A 14,842-nucleotide genomic window follows, 5' to 3' on the forward strand; every position below is an offset into this window, starting at 1 on the left:
GGCCGGGTCGGCTATCCTCTCTGGTGCCCGACCAACGAAACTCGAATGGTGGCAACGACCCAACTGCAAACGACTGGCCCACGCCCGTCGGCGGCGGCACCACCCAGCCGGCCGGCTCGATGAGCGAGGACGCGCGGCGTCGGCGAGCTGATGAGCTGCTCGTGCAGGCGGCCGAGGGCTCGCTGACGACCGAGTTCTATTCGCCCGTGCCGTCGGGCTATCGCCGCGGGCGGACGAAGTACGTCGCGGTGCTGGGTACTGTCATGAGCGGGCTGGGCAAGGGCATCTTTGCCGCCAGCGCTGCCAAGCTGCTCAAGGACAAGGGCCTCACGGTCGCCCCCATTAAGATGGAGGGCTACCTGAACATCGACTCGGGCACGCTGAACCCCTACCGCCACGGCGAGGTGTTCGTGCTCGACGACGGCACCGAGTGCGACATGGACCTGGGCACCTACGAGCGCATGCTGGCCCAGAACCTCAGCCGGCGGAACTTCACGACCTCGGGCCAGATCTTCAGCGAGGTGCTCGAGCGCGAGCGGCTGGGCGACTACCTGGGCCGCGACGTGCAGATGATCCCCCACGTCACGGGCGAGGTGAAGCGCAAGCTCCGCGAGCTGGCCATGTATGGCGACGGGTCCGGACGCCCGGCCGACGTCGTATTCGTCGAGGTCGGCGGCACCGTGGGCGACTACGAGAACGGGTTCTACATCGAGGCCCTCCGAGAACTGGCTTTCGAAGAAGGACCGAGGTCGGTCTGCTTCGTCGCACTGACGTACGTCATCGAGGCCAAGGTCCTGGGCGAGCAGAAGAGCAAGGCGGCCCAGCTTGGCATCCAGCGGTTGATGGAAGCGGGCATCCAGCCCCACATGATCGCCTGCCGCTGCGATAATCCCGTCACTGGTCAGGCGATGCAGAAGATCGCGATGTACAGCAACGTGCCGCTGCGGCGCGTGTTCAGCATGCACGACCGCGAGAGCATCTACCTCATCCCCGAAGAGATGCGCCGCGACGGGCTCGACCGCGAGATCCTCAGCGTGCTCGACCTGCACGACCGCGTCGACATGGGCCAGGAGGACCGCGAGCGCGAGCGCTGGCGCTCGTTCGTGCGGGGGCTGACCAGCGAGCCCGAGCACCGCATCCGCATCGCGCTGGCGGGCAAGTACACCGACCTGGGCGACGCCTACGCCTCGATCGACAAGGCCATCGAGCACTGCGCGGCGAACCTGCACGCCGACATCGAGGTCGAGCGATTCGATACCACCGACCTCACCGAGTCGCGCATTGCCGACGAACTCTCGGACGTCGACGCGGTCATCGTGCCGGGTGGTTTCGGAGCCCGGGGCGTGGATGGAAAGCTGGCGGTCGTCAAGCACTGCCGCGAGTCGGGCCTGCCGTACCTGGGCATCTGCCTTGGGTTCCAGGTCGCCGTCATCGAGTATGCCCGCAACGTGCTGGGCATCGCCGATGCGGCCTCGACCGAGTTCGACCCCGACTCGCCCGACCCGGTCATCAGCGAGCTGCCCGAGCAGAAGAAGATCGAGGGCCTGGGCGGGTCGATGCGGCTTGGCGCCCAGGACGTTGCGCTCACCCCCGATTCGCTGGCGAGCTTCCTGTTCTCGGGACGCCAGACCGAGCGCGAGCGATTCCGCCACCGCTACGAGGTCGACCCGGGCTACATCGACCGGCTGACCGAGGCGGGCCTCGTCTTCAGCGGCCGCCATCCGACCCAGCCCATCATGCAGGTGCTCGAGTTGCCCCAGCCCGGCCACGATGATGATTACGACGGCCCGACGCACCCCTACTTCGTGGCCGGGCAGTTCCACCCCGAGCTCACGAGCCGGCCGCTGGAGCCCCAGCCCATGTTCATGGGCCTGTGCGCCGCCGCCATCGCGCGGCGTGTTGCGATGGGACCGCGTGACGGCGAAGAGGCCGGGCCTAAGGAAGTCTCGAACCTCGTCAAGCGATGGCTCCGCACGCCACGCAAGCGCACGCAGCCGGCCTAATCAGTTTTCGGCAACCTCCAGCGATCGCAGCGACGCGAGCAGCACCAGCTTCGCAAAGCGGCCGACGCGGCCGGTGGCGACCTGCGCGTTGTGCACCAGCGCTTGCGCGTAGAGGTCGGCCTCGATGTCGCCGCTGGCAGCCAGCGAGGCGAACGCGTTGACGCCCCACGGGTGCGCGGTCGCGTTGTCGGGCTGCAGTTCCTGCACGCACCAGGCGGCCGCCGCCTCGGCCCGTTGCACCAGCCGAGGCTCGTCGCGCTGCACGCCGATGGTCCAGAGCGCCTGGATCGCCGAGAGCTCGCGTTCGGTCCAGACCTCGATGGCGACCTCGCCTCGGCCCGGGGCGTCGGCGTCTTGCAGGGGGCCATCGGGCGAGAACGTCGCGGCGAGGTCAGAGTCGTTGGCCAGCGCATGCCAGAGGTCGACGTCGAGGCCCTGGCCCTTCGTCGGTCGCGTCGTGTTCTCGGTCAGCCAGGCGATCAGTGGCGCATCAACGGCCCGGCGATGACCCGACTCGTCGGCGAATTCGCCCGCGACGACTCCCGACGGCGGCTCGGGCCCGACGATGGCCCTCAGGCGGGCGGTCCACCGATCGAGTGGCTGGGATGGCGTGGTGGTCATCGCATCGTCCTGTAACCCGTCGAGAACGCCCGGCGGGTGGGATCCGGCTGGTGGAGGCTTGCCCGATGGTCGATAGCGCCGGCATGGGCGAGGCTCCGGGCCAGCAAGCAAGGCAAGGCGATCGATTCGCATGGATCGACCCTGGCGTGAGCGTATGGGACCAGTGGGGCGCAGCGCCCCCGCCGCCGAAGGTCCGCCCAAGCACGAGCCCGGAACGCGAGCCCAGCGAGGCCTCCGCGACCGCCAGCCCAGCGCATGCCGAGCCCCAGGCAGAGCCCGAGCCGATCGAGGACCTTCCGATGCCCGAGTCAGCCGCCGAGCAGGTCGGGGGCACCGAGGGTGCCCCGACGTTCCACGAGTTCGACGCCGAGTTGGACGTCGCCGAGTTGGACGAGCGGCTGCGGCCCGTCACGACGTGGTCGGCCCGCTCTTCGTCCGTGAATCGCTCGAGCCTCACCATCCGCTCTCGGCGGATGTGCTACGCCAAGAAGATGCTGCTCGTGGCCGTCCACCTGATCGACGATCAGCCGACGATCCTGGCGGGCCGCGTGACCGAGTGCGAGTACGACGGCGAAGCGCTCTACACGGTCAAGATCGAGCTCGTCCCCAGGCCCAGCAGCGAAGAGATCCGCCAGTGGATCATGCAGCGCTGACCGGACCTTCGCGGACTTGACCTTGCCCCGCGGCCGCCGAACGCTGCGCCATGCGGATCATTCGGACGGCCAACGAATTGGCCGCCTACCAGAACGAGATCGGGCCCAACCCCGGCGGCGTCTTGGTGCCCACCATGGGCGCCCTGCACGCGGGGCACGTTGCCCTGATCCGGCAGGCCGCAGCCGAAGCACGGGACCGAGGTCTCGGCGCCGGATGCGTGGTGACGGTGTTCGTCAACCCGACCCAGTTCGACGAGTCCCACGACTTCGAGCGATACCCCCGCGTGCTGGACGAGGACGCCGCCGCCTGCGAACGGGCCGGCGCGAGCGCGGTGATCGCGCCAAGCGTCGAGATGGTCTACCCCGACGGCGTCGATGCGCCGGGGCCCAAGGTGCCCGCTGTCGCGGTCGACAAGGGCCTCGAGGACGAGTTTCGGCCCGGTCACTTCGTGGGCGTGGCCAAGGTGCTCGCGCGGTTGTTCGCGTTGGTGGAGCCCGCGACCGCCGTGTTCGGCGAGAAGGACTGGCAGCAGCTCCAACTCGCCCGCGCCCTCGTGGAACAGGAGCGCCTGGGCATCGACATCATCAACGGGCCGACGGTTCGCGACGCCGACGGGCTCGCGCTGAGCAGCCGGAACCGATTCCTCTCCGAGGATGAGCGTGCGGCGGCGCTAGCAATCCCACGAGCACTGCGAGCCGCATCGGACGCCCCTACCGCCGGCTTGGCCGAGCGGGCGATGCGCGAGGCGCTCGCCGGGCTCGACGTCGAGTACGCCACGGTTCGGCACGCCACCACGCTCGAGCGAATCGACCCGGCAACCAAACCGGGCGAGGGCCAGTTCCGGGGCCTGATCACCTGCCGGCTGGGCCAGACGAGGCTGCTGGACAACGCCTCTTGGCCGCTGCCCTCCGATTCCCCCTTGCGATCTCTGTGACGAGGCATCGTGGCCGCTAAACTAGGCGTTTGGCGGCCGGACGGGCCGCCGAGCGTACTCGCCAGCATCTCGAATCGGAGGCCGCCGTGCTCAAGACCCCGCTCCACAAGCTCCACCTCGAACACGGCGGCAAGATGGTCGAGTACGCAAGGTGGGACATGCCCATCAGCTACGGCTCGGTCCAGCAGGAGCACGTGCAGGTCCGATCGAGCGGGGGCATGTTCGACGTCTCGCACATGGGCCGGCTGAAGATCACCGGCCGCCACGCCCGCCGGCTGCTCGGACGCGTGTGCTCGCGCCGCATCGGCGACATGCAACAGGGCCAGTGCCGCTACGGGCTGATCCTCAACGAGCAGGGCGGCGTGAAGGATGACGTGCTCGTCTATCGCATGGACGACACCGAGTTCCTCGTCGTCGTCAACGCGGCCAACCGCGAGAAGATCGTCGAACACCTCAAGTCGGTCATCGCCGCCGAAGAGCTGGTCGTAAAGATGGACGACCAGACGACCAAGACCGCCATGGTCGCCATCCAGGGCCCGAAAGTCATGGACCTGGTCAGCCGCGTGAGCAGCGAGGTGCCCACGCTCAAGCGCTACCGATTCACGATCAAGAACCTGCTCATCGCCAAGCTGCTCGTCTCGCGCACGGGCTACACGGGCGAGGACGGCGTCGAGGTCATCCTGCCGGCCAGCATCGTCGATATGGCCCTCAAGCTGCTGCTCAAGGACGTCGACCTCGACGCCGAGCAGAGCGACATGAAGCTCATCGGCCTGGGCGCCCGCGACACGCTTCGGCTCGAGGCCGGCATGCCGCTCTACGGCCACGAGCTGGGCGAGGACATCAACGCCCTGTCGTGCGGCGTCGACTTTGCCATCAAGATGGACAAGGACGAGGGCGACATGCCCGAACCGTTCATTGGTCAAGAGGCGCTCAAGAAGACGATCGCCGAGGGCGGCCCGGCCCGCACGCTGGCGGCCTTCGTCGTCGAAGGCAAGCGCACGCCGCGGCAGGGCATGGCCATCAAGGCGGGCGGCAAGGACGTCGGCGTCGTCACCAGCGGCTGCAGCAGCCCGACGCTCGGCGTGCCGATTGCGATGGGCATCATCGACCGCGGCGTGAACGAAGCGGGCACCAAGGTCACGATCGACACCGGGCGGACCGAGCTCGAGGCCGAGGTACGCGCGAACCCCCTGTATAAGAAGCCCAAGGCCTAGGCCAGCACCCGCTCGCCGATCAGCACGCCGACAGCGACCGCGGCGAAGCCGAGCACGAGATGGAGCGCTACCGAGCCGAGGGCGATGCCCATCTTGCCCTCGCGCCACAGCGTGAACGTCTCGACGCCAAACGTGCTGTAGGTCGTGAAGGCCCCGAGCGCCCCCACCACCACGAGCAAGCGCAGGTGGTGCGGCGAGCCGTCGCCTTCGCGTGCCATCAGCCACGGCAGCACGAGGCCAACCGCCAGGCAGCCCGCAACGTTGACGGTGAGCGTCGCCGCGGGGAGCGCGAGCGGATGCTCCTTGAAGATCGCCATCGCCGTGCGCGCCACGCCGTAGCGGGCCGAAGCGCCCAGCGCTCCCCCGATCGCGACCGCGAGGATGTCGAGCACGATCTTCAACGCGGCTGACGCGCGGGGGCCGGATCGGGGCTTGCCGTCGGACGCGACTGGTCGGGCACGGCCAGCGGGTCGTCGCCCGGCAGGGCGGGGAAGAAGCCCTCGGGCACGGTCGCCGGCTCGAAGCGCAGCCAGTCGACGCCGAGCTCGGCCTCGACCTGCGGGGCGAGGAACGGCGGGTGGTCGAAGGGCCCGCGTTCCAGCCGGTCGGCGTTGAATCGCACGCTCGGGCGAAGGCGGACGCTCGCGGTCCAGGCGGCCGAGCCGTCCTCGGCGTCGAGCCCCGCCGCCATCTTCCGGCCCACGCGATTCGGCACGCTTACGTCCATCGGGGCGGAGAGCGGCGCTCCTGTCGCCGCGTCGAAGAGCTGCAGCCGGACCAAAGCTCGGGCGACCGACGAGCCGCTGGTGGGCAGGTCGACCGAGAGCACGCGCACGAGCCAGTCCTTCTCGACGTCGAGGGCCTCGTTCATCGCGTCCGCCCAGTCGCGGGCGGTGCGGGCGTAGGCGGCGCGGTCGTCGGGCGTGCGGCGGGGCACGGTCGCCAGTTCGAGCCGGGCCCGTCGGCGGAGCGTCTGCATGGCGGCCATGGGCGAGGCCGTGGGGTCACGCGGCTCGGCCAGCACGGGCGCGGGCGGGGCGTAGCCCAGGTTGCGCAAGATCTCGATGGCTTCGGCCAGGCGCACGCGGAAGCCCGCGAGCTCTTCGCGGAGGGCGTCGCGCTCGGCCGTCAACGCTGCGACCTGGGCCTCGAGCTGCGCAACTCGGTCCTGCACTGGCTCGTCGTCCTGCGCGCAGAGCGTGGAACACAGCCCCACGCAGGCCACGACGGCGAGCGCGAGCCTCACTTGTCGAGCCTCGCCGTCGCGGGCGTGCTGCCGGTCGTCGAACCAGATGCGGAGCCGTTCGACTGCCCGTTGGCGTGCGCATTGGGCGCGGGCGCATCGATCCAACTCGCCGGGTAGGCGTGGTCGTCGATCTCGAGCGCCGCCTTGGTGGGGAACATCGGGCGGAACGTATCGCACATCACCGCCAGCTCGTCGGTCCACTTGGCGCCCAGGCTCTTCTCGACGGTGCCGGGGTGCGGCCCGTGCGGGATGCCCTGGGGGTGTAGCGTGATCGAGCCCTGCTCGATGCCCCGCCGCGCCTTGTAGTTGCCCTCGACGTAGTACAGGATCTCGTCGCTATCGAGGTTGCTGTGGTTGTACGGCACCGGGATCGCTTCGGGATGGAAGTCGAGCGCCCGGGGACAGAACGAGCAGATCACGAAGTTATGGCCCTCGAACGTTTGATGAATGGGCGGGGGCATGTGCAATTGCCCGGTGATGGGCGCGAAGTCGTCGATGTTGAAGATGTAGGGGTAGTAGCACCCGTCCCAGCCCACGATGTCGCACGGGTGGTACTTGTACTGGTACGAGTGCACGCTGTCGCGGCTCTTGATGCGCACCTCGTAGTCGCCCAGCTCGTCGGTGAAGAGCGGGTGCTCGTCGTCGGCGATCGGCAGCACCAGGTCGCGCTCGCAGTACGGCGCGTGCTCGAGGAACTGGCTGGTCTTCTTGCTGAGGTACCGCGGCGGCGGCAGGATATGGCTCGCGTTGACCGTCTCGAACAGCACGAACTTGCCGAAGGGCATCTCGGCCTTCGAGTGCCCGCCGAAGTTATCCTCGTCGCCGCTCTCCGGCCGCTCGTCCCATGCCATGTGGTAGATGATGCCCTTGGGGATCACGATGTAGTCCTTGGGGCCAAACTTCAGCGTGCCCATGAACGTCCGCACGGTGCCGCTGCCGAAGTGCACGAAGATGCACTCGTCGCCCTGGCCGTTCTTGAAGTGGTACTGCATGCGCTCGGCCGGGTTGCACACCGCCATCTCGACGTCGGCGTTGCCGAACAGCACGACCCGCCCCGTCACGCTGTCGCCCTTGGGCGGCGTGAACTGCCCGCCCGTGCGCAGGTGCCGCATGCGCATGGTGTCCATCTCGACGTACTCGGGCTTGGTGCCGTAGAGGTTGGTCCACCCCGTCACCTGGGTCGGCGGGTGGATGTGGTACATCGTGCTGGTCGGCCCCACGAAGCCTTCGGTGCCGAACAGCTCTTCGCTATAGAGCTTGCCATCGGGCCGGCGGAACTGGGTGTGCCGCTTCTTGGGGAGGGTGCCGAGCTTGGTGTAATAGGGCATGGGTTTGGGTTCCCTTCGGGAGGCGTGCGACCACTCGCACGCCGCAATGGGGTGATCGCCACGCGTCCTGCGGCCGCTGGGGCCGGGCGGGCGGCATCTGCACCCAATCGATTGTATACGAACGGGCCGGGGGGTCGGTTGGGGAGCGCGGACGGGCGCCGGGCAGTGCTCCGCGGGGAGCGCCCCGAAGACCGCGGGGAGCGCCCCGAGCTCTGCGGGGAGCGCCCGGAACTCCGCGGGGAGCTCCCCGAGCTCCGCGGGGAGCGCCCAGAACTGCTCGGGGAGGCCACGGAACTCCGCGGGTCGCTCGCAAAACTCTTCTGAGGGCTCGCAGAACTCTGCGGGTCGCTCGCAGGATTGCATCGGCCGGCGACGATGGAACGCGGGCGGACGTTGGAAGCCCGCCTCCGGTGCAAGATCGGTCGTCGCGTTCGAGTTATGGAAGGCTGCTCTCTTCTCGGACGCCGCCGCCGGCCAGCAGAATGCGCTTGCGATCGAGCCTGCGTCCGGGTATCTTGATGGCCCCGCGACGCCCGGTCGCGGGCCAGGGAGAGACGACGTGCCGAAGTACTCGACAGCCGCCGCCGTGCTCGCCATCGCCGGGCTTGCGATGATCACCACGAAGAGCCACTCCCAGAGCACCATGGAATGGGCCATGCCGGTCGATGGAGACTTCGGCGAGGCGAGCAATTGGTTCCCGGCGGTCGTGCCATCCGTCTTCGATACGGCGGTGTTCGGAGGCGTCGGAGCCTACGTGGTACGCGTCACGGGGCGAGGCGACGTGGGATCTGTCGAACTCACCAACCCGCAGGCAGCGGTCCAGATCGAGAACGGCGGCAGGCTCTTCGTCTACGAACGGACGCGTGGGCCCGGCGTCTTCGCGGTCAGCGACGGCGTGACGACCGACGGCGTGGCCGTGCTCTACGCCTCGTCCGGCGCACTCATCGATGGCCTGGTGCGACTCGACGGAGCGGCTGACCACAACGCCGAGGCGCAGGGCCAGGGCCGCATCGTGCTCGGCAGCAACGGCGTCATCACCGGACAAGGCAGGATCCGCGACGACGTGTGGGCCGGTACGGTGCTGGGCTCGGCGGGCCAGACGCTGGACATGCGCAACATCCTGCTCTGGGAGGCGATCCTCGATGCCACCGACGGGACGTTCCGCACCGACTCGGGCACGCTCCTTCGCGCCACGGTCATCCGCGGAACGTACCGAATCGATCCGGGCAACGCCATGACGCTACGCGAGGGCGTCACCATCGAAGACGAGATCATCGTCGGCGATGGCGTCATGATCGCCGGAGCCGCGACGCTGTTCGTGCGGGGCGGCGTCACGGTCGATGGCGTGATCCGACTCAACGGAGCGGCCGGCATCCAGGCGACGTTCCGAGACTCGACCGGCGTCGCGGGCGGCGACGTCTTCCTGGGCGAAGACACCGTGGTGTCGGGCCAGGGCACCATCATCGGGGACATCTTCAGCGACGGACTGATCGAGGCCAGGCCCGATGGCGTGCTCTATTTCATCGGCACGCTGACCGGCGGCGAGCTGCGCAGCAACGCCGGCAGCCGCGTCGTCCTGCAGCAGTGCCGCCTGCTCGACGGCGTGCTCATCGATGCGACCGCCGGCGGCAGGTTCTTCACCGATCGCGACACGGTCGTGCGGCACTCGACCATCCGAGGCGAGATGAGCGTGCTGCCGTTCTATGACCTGACGCTGGGTCCCGACGTCGCCATCGAGGGCGCCATCGTCGTCAGCGACGGCGTGACGACGACCAACGAGGCCGGGCTGTTCGTGGAGGAGGGCGCCGTGCTCGATGGGCTGGTGCGTCTGCACGGCGCCGAGACGAGCGACGCGTTCGTCTATCCCGATGCCGGCACGCTCACGCTGGGTCCCTCGGCCCGCATCACCGGGCAGGGCAGGATCTTCGGCCCGGCGACCATCGCCGGGACGGTGGCTCCGGGCTCGGACGGTGGCGCGGGCGGCATTGGGCGAATGGAGCTCCGCGGCGTGTTCGACTTCGAGCAGTCCTCCAGGCTCGAACTGGATATCGCCGGGCCCGAGCCCGACCAGCACGACGGCCTGACCGGCCCGGACTCCATCACGCTGGGCGGCACGCTGGCCGTCGGTTACGAGGGCGGGTACTTGCCCGGCCTTGCCGATCGCTTCCAGATCATCACCGGCCTGACCGTGCACGGACGGTTCGACGCGGTCGAATCCGCCGACCCCGCGGGCATCGGCCCGGCCCACCTGATCTACGGCACGAGCATCGTCACGCTCGTGCCCTGCGCCGCCGACCGCGACGGCGATGGCGAGCTGACGCTGTTCGACTTCCTGGCCTTCCAGAATCAGTTCGACCTGGGCGACTTGCAGGCCGATCTCGATGGCGATGGCGTCCTGACCATCTTCGATCTCTTGGCATTCCAGAATCGCTTCGATGCCGGCTGCGGTTAGGGCGCAAGAACCTTCACGCCAAGTGTCGCTCGACTTCCACAAAGCCGTCGCCCGTGGAACTACGGCGTGCGCTCGCTCCCTCCGTCGCTCTCGATCAACCCCATTGCTGCCTCTTTCGTCTCGACCACCAGCCGCCGCTGGGTCTCGGTCGGCAGCGAGCACCGCTCGACGCGGCCGAAGACGGTGTAGCGGTGCCGGGCGATGAAGCGGTAGCAGGCGTCGCGGAGGGGGCGGGGGATGATCTTGAGGATGGCCGCGAGCGACCACGGGAAGCCGAGCCGGCGGGCGACGGCGATGGCGGCGTTGCTCTCGACCAGCGCATGATCATCCCGGCCATTAGGATGTATCAGCACGATCGAGTCGATGGACTCGGGCACGTCGAAGCGATCGAGCAGGAAGCGGCCCGCCTCGCTCGCGAGTGGTGCGTAGCGGAGCACGTCCCTCCGATCGAGCCGTGTCAGCAGCCGGACCGTTCGATCGCAGAAGGCGCAGGTGCCGTCGAAGAGGACGATTGGGTGCGGGTCGGGCATGAGAGCGCAGGGGCTGCAAACTGGCGCAGGGGCTGCGAACGAGCGCAGGGGCTGCGCCCGGGGCGCAGGCCGTGACGGGGGTCAAGAGCCGCCTGTCGGACTCGAACCGACGACCTGCGGTTTACAAAACCGCTGCTCTACCAGCTGAGCTAAGGCGGCCCGTGCGTTCCGGTGCCGATGGGGATGCCGGTTGGCACGCGAGTTGAGTGTATCCGCCCGCGGGACGGCATCGACCCCTCCCGGGAGGCAGATCATGCGCGAATCCCACGCCGACCAATGGCAGCCGAGCCCGCCCGAAGAAGCCTTGCGGAGCGTCGTGAGCCTCCAGGAAAAGCTCCGCCGCGGCGAGATCGGCGGGCAGGCGCTGGGTCTCATCCAGCTCGTCGCGGCCCAAGGCGGCTCGGCCAGCACCGGGCATGGTCCTCGTGCTCACGCCCGCGGCTCGGATCAGAACCCGTGGGAGCGCAACTAAATGCAGCAGGGCATGCGCATCTCGGCCTCGGGAGCCCTGGTCTCGCTGTACCGCACCGACGTGGCGGCGGCCAACCTGGCCAACGTGAACACCACCGCCTTCAAGCCCGACAGCGCAACGGCCCTGGGCCGCACGGTCGTCCGGGCCGAGGACGGGCTGCCGTTCATGCCGAGCGATCCTCTTTTAGAGCAACTCGGTGCGGGCGTGCTCGCCGGACCCAGGCGGGTCAGCTTCGAGCAGGGCCCGCTGCAAGAAACCGGCAACGACCTCGACCTGGCCATCGAGGGCGACGGCTTCTTCCTGGTCTCGGTCGCCACGCCCGATGGGCAGCAGACGCAGCTCACCCGCGACGGCCGCTTTACGCGCGACGATCGGGGCTTCCTCGTCCAGAGCACGACGGGACTCCCCGTGCTCTCGCCGGGCGGCGGGCCGATCGCGTTGCCCGACGAGCCCGTGACCATCGACGTCCAAGGATTCATCTACGACGAAGACGGCGGCATGCTCGGCCAGGTCGGCGTGGTAAGCGTGCCCGACCCGTCACGCCTGCACAAGCGCGGCGAGGGCCTGTACGAAGCGCCCCAGCAGGTCATGAACGAGGCCATCGGCCAGCCCCTGCAGAGCGGCGTGCTCGTGCGGCAGGGCATGCTCGAGGGTTCGGCCGTCGACCCCATCAAGGCGCTCATGGACGTGACCAACGCCGGCAAGAGCGTGTCGAGCAACACGCGGATGATCGGCTACCACGACCAGTTGCTCGACCAGGCCATCAATACGTTTGCGCGAGTTGGCTGAATTCCCGATTCGCTGGCTTCTTGAGGAGAGACCCCGCCCATGGCCGCCATCGCACTGCAATCCGCCGCCTCGGGCCTGCGCGCCCTCTCGACCCGCCTGGACGTCACGGCCAACAACCTGGCCAACGTGAATACCGAGGGCTTCAAGGCCAGCCGGGCAAACTTCCAGGACCTCTACTACATCGAGCGGCAGCAGCCCGGCGTCGAGACCGCCACCGGAGATCAGCGACCGACGGGCCTGTACGTCGGCCTGGGCGTCAAGGTCAGCGGCACGCAGGTGAGCTTCGAGCAGGGCGCCCCCATCGAGACCGGCAACGACCTGGACATCTTCATCGAGGGCGACGGCTTCTTCCGAGTGCAGGTCGAGGATTCGATCGCCCCCGGTAGCGTCGCCTATACCCGAGCGGGCAACTTCACGCTCAACGCCGACGGCGAGATCGTGCTGGCCAACAGCGAAGGGCGGAGGCTGGTGGACGGGATCAAGATCCCCGACAACGCCATCCGACCCATCGAGATCTCCGCGAACGGAGAGGTCTGGGTGCGGGTCCCCGGAAGCGAACAGCTGCAGTCTGCCGGCCAGATCGAGCTGGCGACCTTCATCAACAACAAGGGCCTCAAGCAGCTCGGCAACAACTTGTTTGCCGAGACCGTGGCCAGCGGTGCTCCCCAGTCCGGCGCGCCGCTCGAAGACAGCCGCGGCGGCCTCCGAAACAACGCGCTGGAGTCCAGCAACGTCGACCCGACGCGCGAGCTCATCGAGCTCATCCGCACCCAGCGGGCCTTCGAGATGAACAGCCAGTCGATCCGCACGGCCGACGAGGCGCTCTCGACGATCTCCCAGCTCCGCCGCTAGTCCCGATCACGCCGGCGGTTGGCACGCCAGTTGAGGTTGCATGGGCGGAGAAGCACCATGCGCACCGCGTTCGCCATCCTGGTCGTCCTGCTCGCCGCGACGCTCGTGGCCGGTCAGGGCACGTCGACCATCACGCTGCAATCTACCGTGCTCACGCCTGCTGGGCAGGACGTGACGCTGGCGGACGTGGCCTCCCTGCACGGCGACGAGGCCGAGCGGCTGGGAGGCACGCCCATCGAGCTTGCCGAGATCTCCGCCGACCCGGCCGGATGGCGCAAGATCGACGCGCAGGCCCTGCGCGATCTCCTGGAAGAAGCGGACGCCAACTGGGGCGTGCTCGAGCTCCGCGGCGGGCCTTGCTACGTGCGGACGCTCGCCGTCTCTCCCGAAGTCGATGGCTCGACGGCGCAGACCTCCGCGGTTGCCGGAGCGGCCACACCGGGCACCGTCCGCGAGCTTGCCGAGCGCTGGATCGCCCAGCGTTTCAAGGTCGCACCGCGCGACGTCGAGGTCCGCTGGACGTCGGCGACCGACGGGCTGCTCGATCACACGACGGCGGGTCTCGTGCCGTACTTCGACGACTCGGGCCTCTCCGACACCATGCGACTCGAGATCGTGATGTACGACGATGAGGCGGGCGTCGCCGTCCGCGGCCGGGCCGACGCCCAGGTCCGCATCCGCCGCAACGTTGCCGTCATGACGCGGAACGTCCGGGCCCGGCAGGTGCTGACGCCCGCCGACGTTCGATTCGAACGCCGGTGGCTGGACGCCGGCCAGACCCCCGCACCGGGTGACGTCGTGGTCGACCACGAGGCGGCCACGAACCTGAAGGCCGACCACGTGGTTGGCGCATCCGACGTCCGCGCCGCCGTCGCCGTCGAGCGTGGCGATCGCATCCAGGTCCGCGTCATCACGCCCACGATCACCGTCGTCATGCTCGCGCGAGCCCGCGAGGCCGGACGTCCCGGTGAGGTCATCGAGTTCGAGAAGATCGCCCCGACGCGGGCCGACCGCATCCGATTCCGGGCACGCATCGAAGGGCCGGGCGCGGCCGTCATGGTGAGCAGGAGCACGACGCCGTGAAAGCGATTCTCCCAGCAATCCTGATCGCGGCGGTTGCGATGCCGGCATTCGCCCAATCCGCGAGCCCGAGCGATTCGACGCCGGTCGAGCGCGACCCTGCGGCCAACCTTTACGGCGTGTCGCTCTTCGTGGTGCGTCCGCCCGAGCCCAGGGCGTTCAAGATCCACGACATCATCACGATCATCGTGAACGAATCGTCGACGCAGACGAGCGAGCAAACCCTCGAGACCACGAAGGAAACCGAGGGATCGGCCACCCTAGGCGCGACGCTCAGCATCGAGGAACTGCTCAACCTGCGGCTCGAGAACAGCAGCATCAGCGACCTCGAGCTGCTCCGCTACGCCGCGGAGCGCGAGTTCGAGGGCGAGGGCGAATACGAACGCACCGACCGCATCACCGATCGACTCAGTGCCACCGTCATCGACGTCAAGCCCAACGGCGTGCTGGTGCTCGAAGCCCGCCGCTTCACGGCCTCGGACGAAGAGACCAAGACGGTGGTCCTCAGCGGCAACTGCCGGTCCGAGGACGTCACCGAGCAGAACACCATCCAGAGCAACCAGCTCGCCGACCTTCGGCTGGAGGTCAAGCACGAGGGCGAGGTCCGCGACGCGGCGACGAAGGGGCCGCTGACGCGTTTCGTCGAGTGGATCCTGCCGTTCTAAGG

General features: G+C 68.6%; 15 protein-coding genes and 1 tRNA gene. 10 read left to right on the forward strand and 6 right to left on the reverse strand.

Going from position 1 to position 14,842, the window contains the following annotated elements:
* The first annotated feature begins 23 nt into the window (after positions 1-23).
* Positions 24-2,003, forward strand: coding sequence for a CTP synthase (locus RIA68_07805; protein ID MEQ8317344.1), 1,980 nt, complete (start codon positions 24-26; stop codon positions 2,001-2,003).
* Here the strand turns inward: RIA68_07805 and RIA68_07810 are convergent, their stop codons facing one another.
* On the reverse strand, positions 2,004-2,624 hold the full coding sequence (locus tag RIA68_07810; GenBank protein ID MEQ8317345.1) for a hypothetical protein: 621 nt from the start codon (positions 2,622-2,624) through the stop codon (positions 2,004-2,006). It lies immediately after the preceding gene.
* Between the two features lie 65 nt (positions 2,625-2,689).
* On the opposite strand from RIA68_07810, the gene RIA68_07815 reads away from it, so the two are divergent.
* From RIA68_07815 to gcvT, 3 genes are all read left to right on the forward strand, one after another.
* Positions 2,690-3,277 carry a hypothetical protein gene (locus RIA68_07815; GenBank protein MEQ8317346.1) on the forward strand — a complete coding sequence of 196 codons (588 nt, stop codon included), beginning with the start codon at positions 2,690-2,692 and terminating at the stop codon, positions 3,275-3,277.
* 50 nt (positions 3,278-3,327) lie between these two features.
* Complete coding sequence (gene panC / locus RIA68_07820; GenBank protein MEQ8317347.1) at positions 3,328-4,212, forward strand: pantoate--beta-alanine ligase; 885 nt, start codon at positions 3,328-3,330, stop codon at positions 4,210-4,212.
* A gap of 86 nt (positions 4,213-4,298) precedes the next feature.
* Positions 4,299-5,426, forward strand: a complete 1,128-nt coding sequence (gcvT, locus tag RIA68_07825) for a glycine cleavage system aminomethyltransferase GcvT (GenBank protein ID MEQ8317348.1) — start codon at positions 4,299-4,301, stop codon at positions 5,424-5,426.
* Here the strand turns inward: gcvT and crcB are convergent.
* From crcB to RIA68_07840, 3 genes are read right to left on the reverse strand one after another with little or no spacing between them, the layout of a single operon-like run.
* Positions 5,423-5,818 (reverse strand): fluoride efflux transporter CrcB, encoded by a 396-nt coding sequence (gene crcB, locus RIA68_07830; protein ID MEQ8317349.1) that lies wholly within the window; start codon positions 5,816-5,818, stop codon positions 5,423-5,425. The genes gcvT and crcB overlap by 4 nt on opposite strands.
* Positions 5,819-5,823: 5 nt before the next feature.
* Positions 5,824-6,672, reverse strand: a complete 849-nt coding sequence (locus RIA68_07835) for a hypothetical protein (protein ID MEQ8317350.1) — start codon at positions 6,670-6,672, stop codon at positions 5,824-5,826.
* Positions 6,669-8,000 carry a homogentisate 1,2-dioxygenase gene (locus RIA68_07840; GenBank protein ID MEQ8317351.1) on the reverse strand — a complete coding sequence of 444 codons (1,332 nt, stop codon included), beginning with the start codon at positions 7,998-8,000 and terminating at the stop codon, positions 6,669-6,671. Before RIA68_07840 ends, RIA68_07835 begins: the two co-directional genes overlap by 4 nt.
* A gap of 559 nt (positions 8,001-8,559) precedes the next feature.
* On the opposite strand from RIA68_07840, the gene RIA68_07845 reads away from it, so the two are divergent.
* Positions 8,560-10,452: a GC-type dockerin domain-anchored protein gene (locus RIA68_07845; GenBank protein MEQ8317352.1), complete on the forward strand. Its 1,893-nt coding sequence runs from the start codon at positions 8,560-8,562 to the stop codon at positions 10,450-10,452.
* A 59-nt stretch (positions 10,453-10,511) separates the two neighbouring features.
* Here RIA68_07845 and RIA68_07850 read toward each other — a convergent pair whose 3' ends face one another.
* Entirely contained in the window at positions 10,512-10,982 is a 471-nt protein-coding gene (locus RIA68_07850; protein ID MEQ8317353.1) for a DCC1-like thiol-disulfide oxidoreductase family protein, read from the reverse strand.
* Positions 10,983-11,068: 86 nt separating this feature from the next.
* A tRNA-Thr gene (locus tag RIA68_07855) sits at positions 11,069-11,141 on the reverse strand.
* 94 nt (positions 11,142-11,235) lie between these two features.
* On the opposite strand from RIA68_07855, the gene RIA68_07860 reads away from it, so the two are divergent.
* The 5 genes from RIA68_07860 to RIA68_07880 are packed head-to-tail and all read left to right on the forward strand — an operon-like array spanning position 11,236 to position 14,840.
* A complete protein-coding gene (locus RIA68_07860; GenBank protein ID MEQ8317354.1) occupies positions 11,236-11,454 on the forward strand; it encodes a hypothetical protein in 219 nt (72 codons plus the stop codon).
* The gene (locus RIA68_07865; GenBank protein MEQ8317355.1) at positions 11,455-12,243 is read left to right on the forward strand and encodes a flagellar hook-basal body protein; all 789 of its coding nucleotides are present in this window, start codon (positions 11,455-11,457) and stop codon (positions 12,241-12,243) included.
* Between the two features lie 39 nt (positions 12,244-12,282).
* Positions 12,283-13,095, forward strand: coding sequence for a flagellar basal-body rod protein FlgG (gene flgG, locus RIA68_07870; GenBank protein MEQ8317356.1), 813 nt, complete (start codon positions 12,283-12,285; stop codon positions 13,093-13,095).
* Between the two features lie 57 nt (positions 13,096-13,152).
* A complete protein-coding gene (flgA, locus tag RIA68_07875; protein ID MEQ8317357.1) occupies positions 13,153-14,178 on the forward strand; it encodes a flagellar basal body P-ring formation chaperone FlgA in 1,026 nt (341 codons plus the stop codon).
* Positions 14,175-14,840, forward strand: coding sequence for a flagellar basal body L-ring protein FlgH (locus RIA68_07880; protein ID MEQ8317358.1), 666 nt, complete (start codon positions 14,175-14,177; stop codon positions 14,838-14,840). The genes flgA and RIA68_07880 overlap by 4 nt, the downstream gene beginning before the upstream one ends.
* Positions 14,841-14,842: the final 2 nt, after the last annotated feature.

This window comes from Phycisphaerales bacterium (assembly GCA_040217175.1).
GTDB lineage: Bacteria > Planctomycetota > Phycisphaerae > Phycisphaerales > UBA1924 > JAHCJI01.